Here is a 17,595-nt window from a genome sequence, read left to right as displayed (position 1 = left end):
GAGCGAGGACGCGAGGCGCGGCGGGTCGTGGGAGCATCCGACCATGCCCGTCGTCGAGTCCTCGCTCGTGGTCCCCGTCGACCCCGCGACGGCATTCGCCGTCTCCCAGACCACCGGGGAGGTCCGGCTGCGCTGGGACCCGTTCATCCGGAACCAGCGCTTCCTCGACGGCGCGACGGCGCCCGCCAAGGGCGTACGGACCCTGACGCGGCACCGCACCGGCCTGTCGATGGTCAGCGAGTACGTCTCGTACAACCCGCCGACGAACGTCGGCATGCGCATGGTCCGCGGGTCGTGGTTCTTCGAGAACCTCGCGGGCGGCTGGCGCTTCGCCCCCGACCCGTCCGGAGGCACGAGGGCGACGTGGCGCTACAGCTTCCGTTGCCGACCACGCTGGCTCGCGCCGGTCGCCGAACGCCTCGGCACGTGGGTGCTCGGCCGCGACATCGACCACCGGATCGCCGGGTTCGCGCGCGGGTGCGCCGACCCCGTCGTCCTCGCCGCGGCGCGGGAGGCGGCGGCCTAGGACGACGAGGGCCTCGCAGCGGGGACCGCGTGAGCTACCGGGAGAGCGCCGCCTCGGCGTCGACGTGTGCGAGCTTGTGCGGGTTGGCCACGGCGAAGAGGCGCGTGATGCGACCGTCCTCGACCGTCATCGACACCGCGGTGGCCAGCTCTCCGTCCATTTCGATCCGCACGCCCGGGGCGCCGTTGAGCCACGCGACGGACGCCGTGACGACGCCCGGGGTCTTGCGGAGACCGCCGAAGAGGTAGGCGACGAGGCGATCCGCTCCGACGACCGGTCGGCGCGACGCCCGGGCGAGCCCGCCGCCGTCGGCCACGGCCACCACGTCGGGCGCGAGCACGTCCAGGAGCCCCTGCACGTCGCCCGTGAGGACGGCGTCGACGAACCGCTCGACCACGCGCCGCTGCTCCGCGCGCTCCACGCGCACGCGCGGTCGGCGCGCGGCGACGTGCCCCCGCGCGCGGTGCGCGACCTGGCGCACCGCGGCGGGCGACTTGTCCACGGCCTCGGCGATCTCGTCGAACGGGACGTCGAAGACCTCGCGCAGCACGAAGACCGCCCGCTCGGTGGGACCGAGGGTCTCGAGCACGGTCAGCATCGCCATCGAGACGCTCTCCGCGAGCTCGACGTCCTCCGCCACGTCCGGGCTCGTGAGCAGCGGCTCGGGCAGCCACTCGCCGACGTAGTCCTCCCGACGGCGCGCGAGCGTGCGCAGCCTGTTGAGCGCCTGGCGCGTCACGATGCGCACCAGGTAGGCGCGGGGCTCGCGCACCCGCTCGTGGTCGACGTCCGCCCACCGCAGCCACGTCTCCTGGACGACGTCCTCCGCGTCGGCGGCCGACCCGAGGATCTCGTACGCGACGGTGAACAGCAGGCTGCGGTGGCGGACGAAGGGGTCGTCGCTCATGCGTCCGACCCTACGGCGGGTGCCGTCGACCGGGGCGCGAGCGGCGGCAGGCCGCACGACGCGGCGAACTGCTCGGACCGGATGCCGAGGGCGACGTTGGAGCGCGCCGTCGCGTTCATGAGCCCCACACGGGCGGAGAGCTCGACGAGGCCGGCCGGCCCCAGGTCGTCGAGCAGCGCGGCGGCCAGCTCGTCCGTGACCGCGGGCGGCGTCTGGCTCATCGCCTCGGCGTACTCCATGACCCGTCGCTCGACCGGTGTGAACACCGCGGACTCGCGCCACCGCGGCACCTCGCGTGCCTTCACCTCGTCCAGGTGCTCGTTGCGCGACCGGAAGTAGTGCAGGTCGAGGCAGAACTCGCACCCGACCGTCGCGGCCGACGCCATCGACGCGAACGTCGCGAGGTTCGGGTCGAGCCGGTCCCACTTCTCGGCCTTGCGGCCCACTCCCATGAGGTCCTTGAACACCGCGGGGTGGTGCCACAGCACGCCGATCGACTCCGGCACCTCGCCGAACATCGAGCGGGTCGCGCGCTTGACCAGCGAGCCGTAGAGCCCGGTGACCTCGGTGGGCGGCACTCGTGTCGTCATGTCTCCTCCAGGTGTGTCGGGGTGTCGGGCATGAGACACCGGCCGCAGCGCTCCTGTGACAGCGACCTGCCGACGGCACCCCGGGACGACGACGACCGGCACCCCGGTCGGACGCGACCCGGCCGCGCGCGGCGTAGCGTGCGACCCATGGGCCCGCTCGACCGTCGCCGCCCCCGGGCGTTCCTCGCCGTGGTGCTCGCGGTGGTCTCGGTGGTCGGGACGGTCGGTGCGGCGCACGGGCAGCCGGGTGCGCGCCCGCTCGACGTCGGTGCGCTCGCGCTGCTGCTCGTGTCCCCCCTCGTGCTCGTGCTCCTCGTGCCGCGACCGGTCGCGGCCGTGGTGGTGTCGGTCGCGGCGGCCGGTGCCTTCCTCGTCGCCGGGTACCCGTGGGGGCCGGTGCTCGCGGGACCGGTCGGGGTGCTCGTGGGCGTGCTGCTCAGCGGACCTGCGGAGCGTGCGCGGCGCCTGGCGTGGGCCGGGGCGGCCCTGCTCGCGGGCGTCGTCGTCGCGGCCGCCGACCTGCGCCCGGACGCCCCGCCGCGGGCGACGCTCCTCGGCGGGACGGCGTGGACCGTCGTCGTGCTGCTCGTCGCAGGCACGATCCGGGACCGGTCGGCGCGCCTCGCCGCCGCGCGCGAGGCCGACCGCGTCACGCGTGCGGAGCGCGAGCGGACCGCCGTCGCGGACGAGCGCCTGCGCATCGCCCGCGAGGTGCACGACGTCCTCGCGCACTCGCTCTCCGCGATCACGGTCCAGGCGGGCGTCGGGCTGCACCTGCTCGACCGCGACCCCGACCAGGCGCGCAGCGCCCTCACCGCGATCCGCACGACGAGCGCGGAGGCCCTCGACGAGGTCCGCGCCGTGCTCGGCGTGGTGCGCGGAGGCGGCGACGGCAGCGCGCCGCTCGCCCCGACGTGGGACCTCGCCGCCCTTCCCCGGCTCATGCGCCAGGCGCAGGACGGCGGGCTCGCGGTGACGCTCGACGTCGACATCGCGGCCGGACACCTGCCCGACCGGCTCGCGGGCGTGGTCTACCGCGTGGTGCAGGAGTCCCTGACGAACGTGCGTCGGCACGCGCGCGACGCGACGCGGGCGGACGTGCGTGTCGCGGTCCGGACCGGGCCGACGCGAGCCGTGACGGTCACCGTCACCGACGACGGCGCGGGGCCCGTGGCCGACCCGGAGCCGGGCTACGGGTTGCGCGGCATGCGCGAGCGCGTCGAGAGCGTCGGCGGCACGCTCGACGCCCGCGCCGTGCCGGCAGGCGCCGACGCGGCTCGCGGCTTCCGCGTGCGGGCGGTCTTTCCCTGGCCCGAGACGACGACCCCCGCTCGCGTCGACGGGCGACCCGACCACGCGCCGCCACCGGAGGAGACACCGTGATCGACGTCCTGCTGGCCGACGACCAGGCCCTCGTGCGCGGCGGGTTCCGCGCGCTCATCGACTCCGAGGACGACATGCACGTCGTCGCCGAGGCCTCGACGGGCGACGACGCCGTGCGGCTCGCGCTCGAGCACCTGCCCGACGTCGTGCTCATGGACATCCGCATGCCCGGTCTCGACGGGCTCGAGGCGACACGCCGCATCGTCGCGGAGCGCGCGGCGGCGCACGTGCACGTCGTGGTCGTCACGACGTTCGAGCTCGACGAGTACGTGACCGACGCGATCCGCGGCGGCGCGAGCGGGTTCCTCGTCAAGGACACCGAGCCGGCCGAGCTCGTGCGCGCGGTGCGGGTCGCGGCCGCAGGCGACGCCCTGCTCTCCCCCACGGTGACCCGGCGCCTGCTGGCCAGGGTCGCGGACGCGACGCGCGACGTCGGGCCGGCACCCGGCGTCGACGACCTCACGCCGCGCGAGCGCGAGGTGCTCGTCGAGGTCGCGGGCGGGCTGTCGAACGAGGAGATTGCGGGGGTCCTCTACCTGTCGGAGTCCACCGTGAAGACGCACGTCTCGCGCGTCATGGCGAAGGCCGGCGCGCGCGACCGGGCGCAGCTCGTCGTGACGGCCTACGAGTCCGGGCTCGTGCGACCGGGATGGGCGGGCTGACCCTGCCCGCCGCGGCCCGTCGGTGCCCGGACCGGCACCACGGGAGGACCGAGGTCGGCACGTACGGGTGACGACGCGCCGTCGGGAGACGGGAAGCCTGGAGGTGCGGCCGGATCGCGGCCGCCCCCGCCGACCGGCGGGGCGCACCGACACCGGAGGTCGTCATGCTCACCGCACTCACCGGAGCCGCGAGCACCATCCCCACGGACGCCGTGGCCGCATGGGGGCACGCCGGCTGGGGGCCCGGACCGTGGTGGTTCGTCTTCCCCCTGCTGTGGTTCCTGCTCTTCGCGTCCGTGATCTTCCTCATCGCCCGCCGCGCGCGGCGCGGCTGGGGGCCCGGCGGCCCCGGAGCCTGGCGGACCGCCGGCCCGGACCCCGCGTCGATCCTCGGCGAGCGGTACGCGCGCGGGGAGATCGACGAGCAGGAGTACCGCTCCCGCCTCGCGGTCCTGCGCGAGGGGCGCCCCCAGCCCTGACGCCGAGAACGACGTTGCTGCCGTCATCCCGCGGACAACGGCAGCAACGTCGTGCTCGACGGCGAGGAATCGCCCGGTCGGCGTCAGGCGGAGGCGGTCGCGGGCTCCTTGGTGCCCGACGGCGCGGCAGCCTCGGTCCCGGACGTCGCCGTGGTCTCGGCCGACTCCGACGACCGCACGGCCTCGGACGACGCGTCGTCGTCCTCGTCCTCGAAGAGGTCCTCGGCCGTCGCGGCCTCGTACTGCTCGAGGTCGAGGATGCCCTCGCGCTTCGCGACGATGGTCGGGACGAGCGCCTGGCCCGCGACGTTCACCGCGGTGCGGCCCATGTCGAGGATCGGGTCGATCGCCAGCAGCAGGCCGACGCCCGCGAGCGGCAGGCCCACGGTCGAGAGCGTGAGGGTCAGCATGACGATCGCACCGGTGAGGCCCGCGGTCGCGGCGGAGCCGACGACGGACACGAACGCGATGAGCAGGTAGTCGGTGATCGACAGGTCGATGCCGAAGATCTGCGCGACGAAGATCGCCGAAATGGCCGGGTAGATCGAGGCGCAACCGTCCATCTTGGTGGTCGCGGCCAGCGGCACGGCGAACGACGCGTACTCGCTCGGCACGCCGAGGTTGCGCTCGGTGACGCGCTGCGTCACGGGCAGCGTGCCGATCGAGGAGCGCGAGACGAACGCGAGCTGGATCGCGGGCCAGGCGCCCTTGAAGTAGCTCGAGATCTTCAGGCCGTTCGTGCGCAGGAGGATCGGGTAGACGACGAACAGCACGACCGCGAGGCCGACGTAGATCGCGACGGCGAACCACGCGAGCGACGCGAGCGACGTCCAGCCGTACGCGGCGATGGCGTAGCCGATGAGGCCGGCGGTGCCGATCGGCGCCAGGCGGATGATCCACCACAGGACCTTCTGGATGATCGCCAGGGCCGAGCGGTTGAACGCGAGGAACGGGTCGGCCTTCTTGCCCGACTTGAGCGCCGCGATGCCGATGACGAGCGCGACGACGAGGATCTGCAGCACGTTGAAGCTGACCGACGTGCTGGCGGCGCCCGTCAGCGCGCCGTCGTCACCGGTCTCGAGGCTCGTCGAGGCGCCCAGTCCCAGGACGTTGCCCGGGACGAGGCCGTTGAGGAAGTCGAGCCACGTGCCGGTGCGGCCCGGCTCGGAGGCGGCGTCGAGCGAGACGGACGCGCGGTTGCCCGGCTGGAAGAGCAGACCCAGGCCGATGCCGACGGCCACCGAGATGGCTGCCGTGATGGCGAACCACAGGAGCGTCTGGCCCGCGAGGCGAGCGGCGTTGGTGACGGTGCGCAGGTTCGCGATCGACGCGACGATCGCGGTGAAGATCAGCGGCGGCACGACGGCCTTGAGCAGCGTGACGAACGACGAGCCGATGGTGTCGAGCGTCGTCGTCAGGCCGTTGGGGACCTCGCCGGCCGCGTCCTGCGGGCCCATGGCGAGGGCGACGCCGCCGAGGATGACGCCGATCGCGAGACCGAGCAGGATCTGGACGCTGAACGAGGGGAACCGGCGCTTCTTCTTCGCGGGCGCCGCGGCGGGAGCCTGGCTCACCTGCTTCGAGCCGGCCTGCGGAGAGGCCGTCGAGGGGGTCGAGGACACGGTGGACCTTTCGGGGTGACGCGGGCGCACGAGCGCCCGCTCTCGGGAGAGGGGCTCGGGACGTCGTCGCGTGTCAGTACGTCAGGTCACCCAGGTGATCTGCAGTACTGACAGGCCAACATCGCGCCACGCGTGTCAGCAGCCCAGGTCACGACGGTGACCTGACGTACTGACAGGTGTGCGGAGGCGGAGAGGGTCAGCGACGACGGGGGTCAGCGACAGAGAGCGCTGGCGACTCGACGGAGGTCGATGTCGCGGCGCTCGGTGAGGTGCCACGCGCTGACAAGCACGAAGGTGTCTCCCGGAACGATGGTTCTCGCTGGACGCGGGCAGACCGACGCCCGCGGCAACCGATCATACCCGTGAGTGGACAACGAGCCGACCGAGGACCGTATTCCCTCCGACCCGTCCGACTATCCACGCCGCCGCCGCGAGATAGCGACGTGCAGCCGAGATAGCGACGCCCAGCACCGTTCTCCGGGGTCCTGGTACCGGAGGTCGCTATCTCGCGACGGGGTCAGGCGTTCGGGGCGTCGAGGAACGCGTGCAGGAGCGGCCCTGCGGTGACGGCACCGCCGTCGCCCGTCTCGATGAACACCGCGACGGCCAGGTCGCCCTGGGTCGCGATCATCCACGCGTGCGACTGGCTGCCGTCGCCGTACTGCGCGGTGCCCGTCTTCGCGCCGACCTCGCCGGGCAGGTCCTGGAGGAGCGACGCCGAGCCGTCGGTGACGACGGACCGCATGAGGGACTGCAGGGTCGCCGCCTCCTCCGGGGTGAGGTCGCCCGCGGGCGCCTCCTCGTCCGCCACCGTCTGCGCCTCCGGGTGCACCAGCACCGGGGAGACCCGGTGCCCCGCCGCGACGCTCGCGGCGACCGTCGCCATGCCGAGCGGGGACGCCTGGATCTTGCCCTGCCCGATCATCGACGCCGCGTGCTCGGTGCCGGCCGAGTCCGTCGGGACGTCGCCGTAGAAGGCGGGCGCACCGAGCTCGGCCTCGACCCCCAGACCGAGCGACGCCGCGGCGTCGTGCAGCGCCTGCTGCGTCACGGTGTCGCGCTGCCCGATCATCGCGGTGTTGCACGAGTTGGCGAACGCGGTGCGCAGCGGGACGTCGCCGAGGGCGGACGTCGGGTAGCCGGGGACGTTCTGGAACTCGCGGCCGTCCACGGTGATCGTGGGCGGGCACGCGACGGTCGTGTCGGGCGTGAGGCCGGCACGCAGCATCGCGAGCGCCGTCGCGACCTTGAACGTCGAGCCCGGTGCGTACTGGCCGGTCGTCGCGGTGGAGAGGCCGTCGCCCGCGGTGCCGCTCGCCACGGCGAGCACCTCGCCCGTGGACGGCTGGATGGCGACGAGCGCGCTGGGCGACGCCTGGCCCGCGAGCACCTGCTCGGCCGCGACCTGCATGTCGGGTCGCAGCGTCGTGCGCAGCGGGACGCCGTCGACGGGGTCCACCGCGAAGACCTCCGTCGCCTCCTCGTCCGGGGTGCTCTCGTCGGGGACGATCTCGATCGACAGCCCCGGCACGCCGCGCAGCTGCTCGTCGTACTGGCGCTGCAGCCCGGAGAGACCGACCTGGTCGCCCGCGACGACCGCGCCCTTCGACTCCTCGACGATCTCCGCCGTCGCGTCGCCGACCCGCCCGAGGACCGGGCGCGCGAACTCGCGGGTCGGTGCGAGCGGCATCGTGTCGTCGATCACGGCGACTCCCGCGAGCTCGCGCGCCGCGTCGACGTCGATCCCTGCGGTGTCCTCCGTGCGGACCGTGATCGCCTCGACGAACGCCTTCTCCCCGGCGCCCAGCACGCGCTGCGCGTACTCCTCGGGGTCGAGGCCCACGATCCCGGCGAGCGCCCGGGCCACGATGTCCCATGTCCCCTGGTCCACGCGCGTCTTGTCGACGCCGATCCGGTAGACCGGCCGGTCCTGGACGATCGGCACGTCGTCCGCGCCCAGGATGCCCGCACGCGTCGCTGCGACCCGGCTCACCGCGAGCCGGTCGCCCTGCTGGAGGTCGGGGACGAGCACGTCGGGCTCCCAGACGACGTCCCAGTGCCCCGGGCCGTCCTCGCCCTCAGCAGCCTCGGCGAACGTGAGCTCCGCCGTCGTCGTGTACTCCCACGCCTGCTCGCCCGCGACGTCCCAGCGGTAGGCGAGCGTCGCCGTCGCTCGCTCCCCCGCGTCGTCGCCCTCGTCGACGAGGTCGACCTTCTCGACCTCGACGGTGCGCTCGTAGGGCACGAGCGGCTCGAGCACCGCCTCGAGGTGGCCCTGCACGTCGGCCGCGGCCCCGTTGCTGAACTCCAGGGCGCCCACGTCGCCCTCGGCGATCGCGTCCGCGAGCGCCGAGGCCGCGTCCTGCGCCTCCGGGCGGTCGGGCGTGCACGCCGCCAGGGGGAGGGCCAGCACGGGGACGAGCGCGAGCGCCGTCGTCCACCGGGCCGTGCGGGACCGCGTACTCGTTCGACCGTGGACGTGCGCGACGCTGCTCACTGGCTGCTCCCCTGCTCCGGACCGTCGGGACGGGACGGACGCTACCTCACGGCCCGGACGTCCCGGGCGTGCGGGACGAACCGGCCCGTTTCGTCCCCGGCTTCTTCACGCGGGAGCGCTCAGCCCTCCCCGTCCGCGGGCGTGACGGGGCCGATCGCGTACCAGAGCCGGATGCTCTCGTCGCCGCCCGGGCCGGGGTCGTGGCTGATCTCCACGGACGTCACGACGTCGCCGTTCGACCCGTTGATCCCGGTCCGCTCGCGCAGCCCCCCGGAGCGAGACGGCTCCAGCGACGCCGGCAGCTCGTCGAGCCACCGGTCGACCTGCGACCGCGGGAACCCGAGGACCTCGGCGTCCGCGACGAGCTGGTCGTGCACCGCCTGCCCGCCGGAGAACGTGCGGAAGACGTTGATCGCGTTGACGTAACCGCGCCGCGGCGCGATCGTCAGCTCCTCGGCGGTCGTCGTCCACACGCCGTCGGGCATCGTCAGCTCGACCTCGGCCGCGCCGCCCGGCACCTTCACGACGGCCATCGAGTCCCCCAGCCCCACGGACTCCGCGGTGATCGGCCTGCTCACGTCCCAGCGCATGGGTTCGCCCTCCTCGATGTCCTCGATCGTCGTGCCGGTCCCCGCCGCGGCACCCGTCCCCGTGCCCGGGCTCGTGCCCGACGACGTCGTGACGACCGGGTCGTCCGGGTCGCCGAACGTGACCGTGCACGCGGCGACGCCCAGCGCGACGAGTCCTGCGACGACGCCCGCCGTGAGCGAGCGCCCCGCCCGTCGGGCGCGCTGACGCGTGGTCGTCACTGGTCCACGTCCACGTCCCACTCGGTCAGTCTGCCAAGGATGCGGCCGAACCGGTCGGGGTTCGTCAGCCGGTAGTCCTCGATCCGCTCGGAGACGTCCGTGCCGATGATCCGCGCGGCCTGGTCCGGGTGCTGCGTGACGAGCTCCTGGTAGGCCGGGAGCGTGTCCCTCGAGACGTACTCCCATCGCGCGCCCTGGTCGGCGATGTTGCCGCCCGGCAGCGGGGTCTCGACGCTCACGGTGCCCTGGACGGGGTTGTCGAACGAGATGCCCGTGAACGGGATGCCGACGTTCTCCGGTCCCGGCGTCTCGACGCTCACCGTGAACGGGTCGTACTGCGCGTACGTCCCGGCGCCGGGGATCGACGGCTCGCCCACGAGCGTCATGAGGTAGGTGAACGCCTCGCCCGTGACCGGGTGGTCGCGCATGGTCTGCCAGTCGTCCGCGATGATGCGGTTCTGCTCGCGGTCCAGCAGCGCGGTGTTGCCGTCCGCGAGCGCCTGGGCGTCGCCCGCCCGCCCGGCGTCGATGTCCGCCCACGCGTCGTAGGTGGCGTCGTCGTTGATGACGCCGGCCTCGAAGAGGCGCTCGATCTCCTCCATGCCGCCGTGGAGGTAGGCCTCGTGCATGACGGCCTGGTCGACGAAGATCTCGCGCTGCATCGACAGGAACTGGTTCTCGTAGAACCCGAGCTCGGCGTCCGTCATCCCGGCGATCGCTTCGAGCGCGGCGGGCGTCACGCCGGGCGGGAGCTGCTGCGCACCGCTCTCGACGGCCCGCGCGAGCTGCCGCATCTGGTCGAGGTCGAAGAAGCCGGCCGCGAACGACGGCCCGATCATCGCGGCCATGCCGGCCCACTGCATCCACGGGTTGTCGAGGTAGAGCTCGCCGTAGTACGTGTAGACGCCCTCGATGATCTCGCGGTTCGCCGACGCCCCGGCGGACGGGTCCCAGTCGGCGAAGTCGAACCCCGCCTCGGCCGCCGCGACGCGCGTCCAGTGCACCCGGGCCAGGTCCCCGAAGCCGGGCGACCCGGGGTCGACGCCGAGCCGCACGAGCTGCGCGTAGAGCGCCGCGACCTGGGCGTCCGTCGCGTTCGCGAGCCAGTCGGCGCGCTCGCCGGCGTCCATCGTCGCGTACTCGTCAGGTGTCGGGGTGGGCACCGTCGGGGCGCCGGGGCCGCCTGGCGGCCCACCCGAGCCGCCCGGACCGCCGGACCCTCCCGACCCGTCGGCGGCGCTCGCGCTCTCCTGCTGGTCGGCGTCGTGCCGGAGCTGGTCGGCGCCGTCGTCGAGCAGCGTCGCGACGGCGACCATGGCGGGCGCGAGGGTCGCGGACCACTCGGAGCGGAACTCCGCGGCGTCGGGCCCGTCCCAGGCGGTCGCGCCGTCGACGAGCGACCCGACCTGCGTCCGCTGGCTACGCAGTGCGTCGGCGCCGGAGCTCAGCGCGTCGGCGAGCGAGCGCAGGGCTCGGACGTCGGCGCCCCACATCCCGCTCATGCCGTCTCCTCCCAGCACGTGCGCCACCGCGCAGCGCGTGTCGACAGCCTCGTCTCGACGGTCGGACGCCGACGCTACGCGCCGCGGCGCGACGTCGCGATGGGGAGCACTACCCACTCGGGGCCGCGACCGACGGCCGCTGCCCGGAGCACCGGTCAGGCGAGCGACGCGCCCATCCGCCGGACCGCCTCGGTCAGCACGTCGACGTTCGTCGCGAGGTTGAGGCGCACGTGGCCCTCCCCGCCGGAACCGAACCGCCGGCCGTCCTCGAGCGCGACACGCGCCCGGTCGAGGAACCAGCCGTGCGGGTCCCGCGCGGGCGACCGGGCGTCGTCGGGCGCCGGACCGGGGTGGTCGAGACCGCGGCAGTCCAGCCAGGCGAGGTAGGTCGCCTCGCCGGGCCGGTACCGGACGGCGGGCAGGTGCTCGGCAAGCAGGTCGGCGAGCAGCCACGCGTTGCGCTCGACGCCTGCGAGCACGGCGTCGAGCCACGCCTCGCCGTGGTCGAGCGCGGCGACGTGCGCGAGCACGGACACGTGCTGCACCCCGTGGCCAGCCTCCTCGGGGATCCGCCGCAGGTCGTCGGCCGCCGCCGGGCCGCCGACCGCCGCCGCGGCCTTGAGCCCCGGCAGGTTCCACGCCTTCGACGCCGAGACGACCGCGACCGCGGCGTCCGCGCCGGGCACGGTGAGCAGCGGCGTGTGGGTCGTGGCCGGTCGGCCGTCGAGCCCCGGGCGGGTGAGCGGCGCGTGGATCTCGTCCGCGACGACGCGCACGCCGTACCGGTCCGCGAGCGCGAGACCCGCCTCGAGCTCGGGGGTCGTGTGGGCGGTCCCGGTGGGGTTGTGCGGGTTGCACACGAGCCAGACGGCGCGGCGACCGCTCCCCGGCCCGTGCCCGTTCGCCGCGGCCCCGGTGGCGTCGGCGAAGGCGCGCTCGAGCGCGTCGAGGTCGAGCCGCGCGTCCCGGCCGAGCGGCGCCTCCACGACGCGCCGGCCCTCGTTGCGCACGAACCCGTAGAACGGCGGGTACACGGGCGGGTTCACGACGACGGCGTCCCCCGGCCCGGTGAGCACGCGCAGCACCTCGACGATCGCGAGCATGACGTCGGGCAGCGTGCGCGTCGTGGTCGGGTCGAACGTCCAGCCCCACCGCCGCTCCGCGAACCGCGCGTACGCCTCGCCGTACGCGGTGCCGTGGTCGTACCCGGTGTCGCCCGCGCGCACGGCCGTCGTGACGGCGTCGACCACGGCCTCGCACGGCGCGACGTCCATCTCCGCGACGAACAGCGGCAGCACGTCCGGCGGGTAGGCGCGCCACTTCACCGAGGTCCGACGGCGCAGCTCGTCCAGCGTGGGGGCGTCCAGCGGCGTGCGCATCGTGCTCCTCCCTCGTTGCCGAACCCGGGCTTGCGGGTCATGGACGCCATGTCCTGGCGCATGACCCCGGGTTCGGCGACCGTTGCCCACCCTAGGCGGTCCCCGGCGCGTCGCTCGCGGGCACCGCCTCCTCGGCGGCGGCGTTCGCGGGACTCCTGGCGAGCACGACGCACCCCGCGACCGCTGCCACGGTCGCGAGCACCGCGGGGACCGCCCAGCCGCTGCGGACGACGTCGCCGAGCACCGTGAGCCCCACGACCCCCGGCACGAGCACCTCGAGCACGGAGACGGTCGCGGCGACCGACCCCACCGCGCCGCGCTCGAGCGCGCGCAGGTAGGCGAGCGCCCCCGCGACGCCGCCGAGGACGATCGCGACCGCGAGCGGCTGGAGGACCGTGTCGAGCAGGTCCCCCGACGCGTGCGCCCCGCGTGCCGCCACGGCCGCGACGGAGTACCCGAGCCCGCCGAGCGCCGCGAGCAGGATCGGGTGGCCGCGCCGGTACGCGGCCGCGGTGCCGACCGCGACGACGACCGCGGCGACGTTCACCCCCGTCACGAACCCCGACGGCGGGTGCGGCGCGGGCTGCTCCCCCGCCGAGAGCGCGAGCACGACGAGCCCGGCCACCACGACGCCCATCGCGGCGAGGTCGGTACGCCGCAGCGTCGCGCCGAGCACGAGCCGCGCGAGCAGCACGACGACGACGAGCGACGCCGCGACGACGGCCTGCACGACGAACAGCGGCAGGTGGTCGAGGGCGAGCAACGAGAGGAGCCAGGCGACGCCGTCGACGACGAGCGCGCCGATGACGAGCGGCTGGGTGACGGCGGCCAGCCCGTGCGTCCGGCGCGTCGCGACGGCCTGCATGATCGTGCTCACGGCGTAGAGGGCGCTCGCGGCGACGGCGGCGAGGAGCGAGAGGATCACGGCGTCCCCCGGCTCACGTCGGGGACCCCGCGCCGCGGAGGAACCGCCCGATCACCGGGACCTCCGTGACGCCCTCGGCGCCCGCCAGCACGACGGCCTGCGTCGCCGCGTACTCCACGGAGTCGAGCACGACGTAGCGATGCGTCCACGCGGGGTCGAACTTCTCGTTGAACGCACCGAGCGTCGCCATCTGGGTCCCCTGGGACAGCCGAACGAGGACGGGTCGGACGAGCTGGTCGAGACGCCCGTCGCGCTCGCCCTCGAGCACCTCGCGCATCACGGCGAAGTTCAGGCCCAGCCCGCGCATGCCGCGCGCGGCGAGCTCGGCGATCGTCGCGGCGATGGTGGCGTCGATCAGCCCGTTGGGGACGTCGTCGGCGTCGGTGCGACGGCGCATCACGTCGAGCGACCAGCCGTCGATCGCGGCGGCAGGCACCCACTGGCAGAACGCGTCGACCCGACCCTCGGCGTTGCGCGTCACGGAGAGCGCGAGGCCGGTGTCCGCAGGGTCGAACAGGCGCGACAGCGTCATGGAGAACCCGCGCTCGTCCTCGCCGCGCCGCGACTCGTCGCTCATCGCGAGGATCGCGTCCCGGAGACCGGTCTCGATCGTCGCCGGGTCGTGGAACGTCGTCGTGTACCCGGCGCGCGCGACGCGGTTGACGGCCTGGCGCAGCGACTTGTGGTCGTGCCCCGCGAGCGTGAACGTCGTGCAGTCGACGGTCGCCTCGTCGCCGAGGTAGACGCTGCGCAGCCCCGACCGCTCGTACACGGGGAGCCAGTCCTCTGCGGCGGCCACGACGGCGACCGACCACCCCGACGCCGCGGCGTGCTCGAGCAGCTCTGCCCACACCGTCTCGCGCTCCTCCTCGGGACCGATCGGGTCGGGCGACACGAGGCACACCCCGCCGCGCACCGAGTGCGCCACGACGGACCGCCCGACGAAGAACCAGTCCTTGTCGTCGCGCAGCGCGAAGTAGTCGAGCGTCCCGCCGCCGTACCGCTCCACGACGGCCCTCGCCCGCTCGCGCTCCTCGCGGTGCTCGGCGGGCGACAGCCGCGTCGCGGCGCGCGGCGACAGGAGCCACCACAGCACGAGCGCGACGACGGCGAGGTCGACCACGGTGGAGACCCCCGCGACGACCTGCACCGCCGTGTCGTCGAGCGCCGTCTCCGGGTCGTCGGCGCGCAGCACCACGACGACGAGCGCCACGATCGCGAGCACCCACGCCACGACGAGCAGGCCCAGGAGCAGCGCGGCTCTGCGGACGGCGCGACGGGTCGGGAGCACGGGGAACGCGCGCCAGCGGGTCGCGAGCCACACGACGCCCGCGAGCACGAGGACCGAGGGGACGACGTCGACGCCGCGCGCCACGTGCAGGCCCGCGGTGAGGCCGAGCACGACGACGGTCACGGCCCACGCGAGCCGGTGACCACGCCGCAGGCCCCGAGCGGTGAGGAACAGGACGAGGGAGACGAGCACGAGCGTCGACGACGCGCTGCCCGGCGTCAGGCCGGGGACCACGTCGCGGTAGAGGGTCAGGTGGGTCCACAGCCCGCGGACCACGACGGCGACCAGCCCGAGGATGCCCAGCGCGAGGACGACGCGCGCGGTCAGGACCCGCACGCGCACGCGGCGCCGCTGCTCGTCGAGCGGCGAGGCGACGGTCCGGGGCTGGGCAGGGGGGCTCACCGTCAGATCATCCGGGACCGTCCCGCCGTGCGCACCCTCGGCAACGCCGTCGACGACCTGCGGACCTACGAGGCGTCGTCGTGCGGGGCGGACGACGAGCCGCGCCGACGCACGTGGGCCGGGCGCTCGTCGTCGTGCACCCAGCGCCACACGCGCGTCACGACGAACCACACGACGGCCGCCGCGACGACGCCGATGACGATCTTCTGGAACACGCCCGCGTACGCCTCGACCACGTGCCACTGCTCACCCAGCAGGTACCCGGCGCACACGAAGAGCGTGTTCCAGATCGCGCTGCCCGCGGCGGAGAGGCCGGTGAACTTCCACAGCGGCATGCGCTCGACGCCCGCGGGGATGGAGATGAGGCTGCGGAAGATGGGGATGAAGCGCCCGAAGAAGACGGTCGCGCCGCCGTGCCGGAGGAAGAACTGCTCGGTGCGGTCCACGTCCTCCACCTTGACCAGCGGCAGGCGCTCCGCGATCCAGCGCGTGCGCTCGCGCCCGACGAGCGCCCCGACGGCGTAGAGCGCGAGGGCTCCGACGACCGAGCCGGCCGTCGTCCACAGGATCGCCTCGACGAGGCCGAAGCTGCCCTGGCTCGCGGTGAACCCCGCGAGCGGCAGGATGATCTCGCTCGGCAGGGGCGGGAACAGGTTCTCCAGCGCGATCGCGAGCGCCGCGCCCACCGGCCCGAGCGTCTCCATGAGGCCGACGGCCCACCCGGCGACACCGTCGAGCGCCGGCTCCGCGGCCGCCGTGGCGGCCGTCGGGAGGGCCGTCGGGACGGCAGGGAGGGCTGCGGAGAGTCCAGAGGGCATGGCTCACGAGCCTATGCGAGCGACCGGAGCCCCAGGCACCGATGAGTTCGAGACCGTGTGGAGGTCTGGTGGGAAGCGTCGGGAAGGGCCCCGGCGCCCGGTTCTGGGGAGGGCGAGAGATGCGGATCACCACGACCGTCGAGGCGGGCGGCGGCACGACGACGGGGCTACCCGTCCCGGAGGACGTCGCCCTGTCGTTCGAGCGGGGTCGGAAGTTCCCCGTGCGCGTGACGATCGGCGGGCACACCTACCGCTCGTCCCTCGTGTTCTACCGGGGGCAGTTCGTCATCTCGCTCAGCGCTGCGAACCGGGAGGCGGCCGGGGTGGCCGCGGGCGACGAGGTGGTGATCGACGTCGAGGTCGACGACGCGCCGCGCACCGTCGAGGTCCCCGCCGACCTCGCCGACGCGCTCGGCACGGCCGGGGTGCGCGACGCGTTCGACGCGCTGTCGTACTCGAAGCAGCGCGGGATCGTCGAGCCGGTCGAGGCGGCGAAGGCGGCCGAGACACGGCAGCGCCGCATCGAGAAGGCGGTCGCCTCGCTCGCCTGACGTTCAGGCCCTCGCGGTTGCGGACGGCCGGCCGCTCAGCGGCGGACCATCGCGTCGATCCGACGCACCGGCTCCCACGCGTCGCTCTCGGCGTTGCAGACGACGGCGACCGTCACCCCGGGTGCTCCGGCCGGCGGGGCGTCGCCAGGCGCCGTCCGGCCCGCCGGGTCCGGGTAGTGGCGCAGCATCGCGCTCGACCCGGTGTTGATGCCCTCCTTGTACGCCGAGCGCACGGTGCCGTCGGCGAGGAGCTCGAACTCGAGACCGAAGCCGTAGTGCACGCTCGCCGCCCGTTGCGTGGCCGGGGCGTCCTTGGCGTCCGTCTCGTCGGTGTCGCCGTCGTCGTGCTTCACCTGCGGCGTGAGGAACGCGCGCGTGAGGTCGGGCGGGAGCAGCTCGCCGCCGCGGAGCGCCGCCCAGAACCGGGTGAGGTCGCGGGCCGTGACGTGCGCGCCGCCGTCGGGCGAGCCGACGGGCGGGTAGGAGTAGATGTTCTGCCGCCACCCGGTGAGGCGGCCCTCGCTCCGGGGACCGTCGTAGACCGGCTCCCAGCCCTCCGCGACGTCGGGCTCGGCCTCGTCCATGCGGAAGAACCCGGACCGCTCCATGCCGGCGCGCGCGAACACGTGCTCGCGGACGTGGTCGCGGTAGGTGGTGCCCGTGACGGACTCGAGCGCCAGGCCCGCGAGGACGAACCCGACGTTGCAGTACCGGCACCCCTCGCCGGGCGGGAAGTTCGGCTCCTTGTGGACGAAGCCCGGGAGGAAGTCCGCGGTGCGCGTCACGGAGTAGCTCGGCCGGTCCACCCACAGCGCCTCGTAGGACTCGCCGGCCTCCTCGTCGGCGTCGTCCGCGATGCCGGACGTGTGCGTGAGCAGGTGCCGGATCGTCACCTCGCGCGGGATGGTCGTGCCGGCGAGGTCCACGTGGTCGTGGACGCGGTCGTCGAGGCCGAGGCGGCCGTCGCCGACGAGCTGGAGCACCGCGACGGCGGTGAAGAGCTTGGTGACGGATGCGACGTCGAAGCGCGTGGTCGTGCGCACCGGAACGCCCCAGCGACGCGACGCGAGCCCGTACGCCTCCTCGAAGATCGGATCACCGTCACGCTCGATCCGCACGACGCCGGAGAACGCGTCGGATGCGGCCCGGGCGCGCAGGTGCGTGTCGAGGGCGGCGAGGGCGTCGTCGTCGAGCGAGCTCATGGCCCGACCGTAGGCGCGTCGGGCCGCGCGCCACCAGCGGATTCCGAGGG

General features: G+C 74.3%; 17 protein-coding genes. 5 read left to right on the top strand and 12 right to left on the bottom strand.

What is annotated here, in order from left to right:
* Positions 1-43: 43 nt before the first annotated feature.
* Complete coding sequence (locus tag ACMXGY_RS01320) at positions 44-526, top strand: SRPBCC family protein (protein WP_483775089.1); 483 nt, start codon at positions 44-46, stop codon at positions 524-526.
* A gap of 34 nt (positions 527-560) precedes the next feature.
* Here the strand turns inward: ACMXGY_RS01320 and ACMXGY_RS01315 are convergent, their stop codons facing one another.
* Both ACMXGY_RS01315 and ACMXGY_RS01310 read right to left on the bottom strand, forming a co-directional pair.
* Positions 561-1,433, bottom strand: a complete 873-nt coding sequence (locus ACMXGY_RS01315) for an RNA polymerase sigma-70 factor (RefSeq protein WP_483775088.1) — start codon at positions 1,431-1,433, stop codon at positions 561-563.
* Entirely contained in the window at positions 1,430-2,023 is a 594-nt protein-coding gene (locus tag ACMXGY_RS01310; RefSeq protein ID WP_483775087.1) for a carboxymuconolactone decarboxylase family protein, read from the bottom strand. Before ACMXGY_RS01310 ends, ACMXGY_RS01315 begins: the two co-directional genes overlap by 4 nt.
* A 147-nt stretch (positions 2,024-2,170) precedes the next feature.
* On the opposite strand from ACMXGY_RS01310, the gene ACMXGY_RS01305 reads away from it, so the two are divergent.
* The 3 genes from ACMXGY_RS01305 to ACMXGY_RS01295 all read left to right on the top strand — a co-directional run bounded on the left by ACMXGY_RS01305 (position 2,171) and on the right by ACMXGY_RS01295 (position 4,547).
* Positions 2,171-3,406 carry a sensor histidine kinase gene (locus ACMXGY_RS01305; RefSeq protein ID WP_483775086.1) on the top strand — a complete coding sequence of 412 codons (1,236 nt, stop codon included), beginning with the start codon at positions 2,171-2,173 and terminating at the stop codon, positions 3,404-3,406.
* On the top strand, positions 3,403-4,068 hold the full coding sequence (locus ACMXGY_RS01300; protein ID WP_483775085.1) for a response regulator: 666 nt from the start codon (positions 3,403-3,405) through the stop codon (positions 4,066-4,068). Before ACMXGY_RS01305 ends, ACMXGY_RS01300 begins: the two co-directional genes overlap by 4 nt.
* A 164-nt stretch (positions 4,069-4,232) precedes the next feature.
* On the top strand, positions 4,233-4,547 hold the full coding sequence (locus ACMXGY_RS01295) for an SHOCT domain-containing protein (protein ID WP_483775084.1): 315 nt from the start codon (positions 4,233-4,235) through the stop codon (positions 4,545-4,547).
* An 83-nt stretch (positions 4,548-4,630) separates the two neighbouring features.
* Here the strand turns inward: ACMXGY_RS01295 and ACMXGY_RS01290 are convergent, their stop codons facing one another.
* From ACMXGY_RS01290 to ACMXGY_RS01250, 9 genes are all read right to left on the bottom strand, one after another.
* Positions 4,631-6,121, bottom strand: coding sequence for a dicarboxylate/amino acid:cation symporter (locus ACMXGY_RS01290; RefSeq protein ID WP_483776760.1), 1,491 nt, complete (start codon positions 6,119-6,121; stop codon positions 4,631-4,633).
* A 260-nt stretch (positions 6,122-6,381) separates the two neighbouring features.
* A complete protein-coding gene (locus ACMXGY_RS01285) occupies positions 6,382-6,459 on the bottom strand; it encodes a putative leader peptide (protein WP_483776759.1) in 78 nt (25 codons plus the stop codon).
* Positions 6,460-6,686: 227 nt separating this feature from the next.
* A complete protein-coding gene (locus tag ACMXGY_RS01280; protein WP_483775083.1) occupies positions 6,687-8,666 on the bottom strand; it encodes a penicillin-binding transpeptidase domain-containing protein in 1,980 nt (659 codons plus the stop codon).
* A gap of 119 nt (positions 8,667-8,785) precedes the next feature.
* The gene (locus ACMXGY_RS01275) at positions 8,786-9,475 is read right to left on the bottom strand and encodes a hypothetical protein (RefSeq protein WP_483775082.1); all 690 of its coding nucleotides are present in this window, start codon (positions 9,473-9,475) and stop codon (positions 8,786-8,788) included.
* The gene (locus tag ACMXGY_RS01270; RefSeq protein WP_483775081.1) at positions 9,472-10,977 is read right to left on the bottom strand and encodes a WXG100 family type VII secretion target; all 1,506 of its coding nucleotides are present in this window, start codon (positions 10,975-10,977) and stop codon (positions 9,472-9,474) included. The genes ACMXGY_RS01275 and ACMXGY_RS01270 overlap by 4 nt, the downstream gene beginning before the upstream one ends.
* A gap of 155 nt (positions 10,978-11,132) precedes the next feature.
* Complete coding sequence (locus tag ACMXGY_RS01265) at positions 11,133-12,356, bottom strand: MalY/PatB family protein (RefSeq protein WP_483775080.1); 1,224 nt, start codon at positions 12,354-12,356, stop codon at positions 11,133-11,135.
* Between the two features lie 91 nt (positions 12,357-12,447).
* Entirely contained in the window at positions 12,448-13,281 is an 834-nt protein-coding gene (locus ACMXGY_RS01260) for a hypothetical protein (protein WP_483775079.1), read from the bottom strand.
* 13 nt (positions 13,282-13,294) lie between these two features.
* Complete coding sequence (locus tag ACMXGY_RS01255) at positions 13,295-14,974, bottom strand: bifunctional lysylphosphatidylglycerol flippase/synthetase MprF (RefSeq protein WP_483775078.1); 1,680 nt, start codon at positions 14,972-14,974, stop codon at positions 13,295-13,297.
* 65 nt (positions 14,975-15,039) lie between these two features.
* Complete coding sequence (locus tag ACMXGY_RS01250; protein WP_483775077.1) at positions 15,040-15,792, bottom strand: DedA family protein; 753 nt, start codon at positions 15,790-15,792, stop codon at positions 15,040-15,042.
* A gap of 119 nt (positions 15,793-15,911) precedes the next feature.
* On the opposite strand from ACMXGY_RS01250, the gene ACMXGY_RS01245 reads away from it, so the two are divergent.
* Positions 15,912-16,343, top strand: coding sequence for a YdeI/OmpD-associated family protein (locus tag ACMXGY_RS01245; protein WP_483775076.1), 432 nt, complete (start codon positions 15,912-15,914; stop codon positions 16,341-16,343).
* 35 nt (positions 16,344-16,378) lie between these two features.
* On the opposite strand, the gene ACMXGY_RS01240 is transcribed toward ACMXGY_RS01245, so the two are convergent.
* Positions 16,379-17,545, bottom strand: a complete 1,167-nt coding sequence (locus ACMXGY_RS01240; RefSeq protein WP_483775075.1) for a serine hydrolase domain-containing protein — start codon at positions 17,543-17,545, stop codon at positions 16,379-16,381.
* Positions 17,546-17,595: the final 50 nt, after the last annotated feature.

It is taken from the genome of Cellulosimicrobium sp. G4 BAM 1002 (assembly GCF_057126935.1).
This window is presented reverse-complemented; position numbering and strand designations above follow the sequence as displayed.

Excerpts from the sequence above, each read along its gene's own strand:
- ACMXGY_RS01320 (WP_483775089.1), top strand. The coding sequence starts at position 44 with ATGCCCGTCGTCGAGTCCTCGCTCGTGGTCCCCGTCGACCCCGCGACG.
- ACMXGY_RS01315 (WP_483775088.1), bottom strand. The coding sequence starts at position 1,433 with ATGAGCGACGACCCCTTCGTCCGCCACCGCAGCCTGCTGTTCACCGTC.
- ACMXGY_RS01310 (WP_483775087.1), bottom strand. The coding sequence starts at position 2,023 with ATGACGACACGAGTGCCGCCCACCGAGGTCACCGGGCTCTACGGCTCG.
- ACMXGY_RS01305 (WP_483775086.1), top strand. The coding sequence starts at position 2,171 with ATGGGCCCGCTCGACCGTCGCCGCCCCCGGGCGTTCCTCGCCGTGGTG.
- ACMXGY_RS01295 (WP_483775084.1), top strand. The coding sequence starts at position 4,233 with ATGCTCACCGCACTCACCGGAGCCGCGAGCACCATCCCCACGGACGCC.
- ACMXGY_RS01270 (WP_483775081.1), bottom strand. The coding sequence starts at position 10,977 with ATGAGCGGGATGTGGGGCGCCGACGTCCGAGCCCTGCGCTCGCTCGCC.
- ACMXGY_RS01265 (WP_483775080.1), bottom strand. The coding sequence starts at position 12,356 with ATGCGCACGCCGCTGGACGCCCCCACGCTGGACGAGCTGCGCCGTCGG.
- ACMXGY_RS01250 (WP_483775077.1), bottom strand. The coding sequence starts at position 15,792 with ATGCCCTCTGGACTCTCCGCAGCCCTCCCTGCCGTCCCGACGGCCCTC.
- ACMXGY_RS01245 (WP_483775076.1), top strand. The coding sequence starts at position 15,912 with ATGCGGATCACCACGACCGTCGAGGCGGGCGGCGGCACGACGACGGGG.
- ACMXGY_RS01240 (WP_483775075.1), bottom strand. The coding sequence starts at position 17,545 with ATGAGCTCGCTCGACGACGACGCCCTCGCCGCCCTCGACACGCACCTG.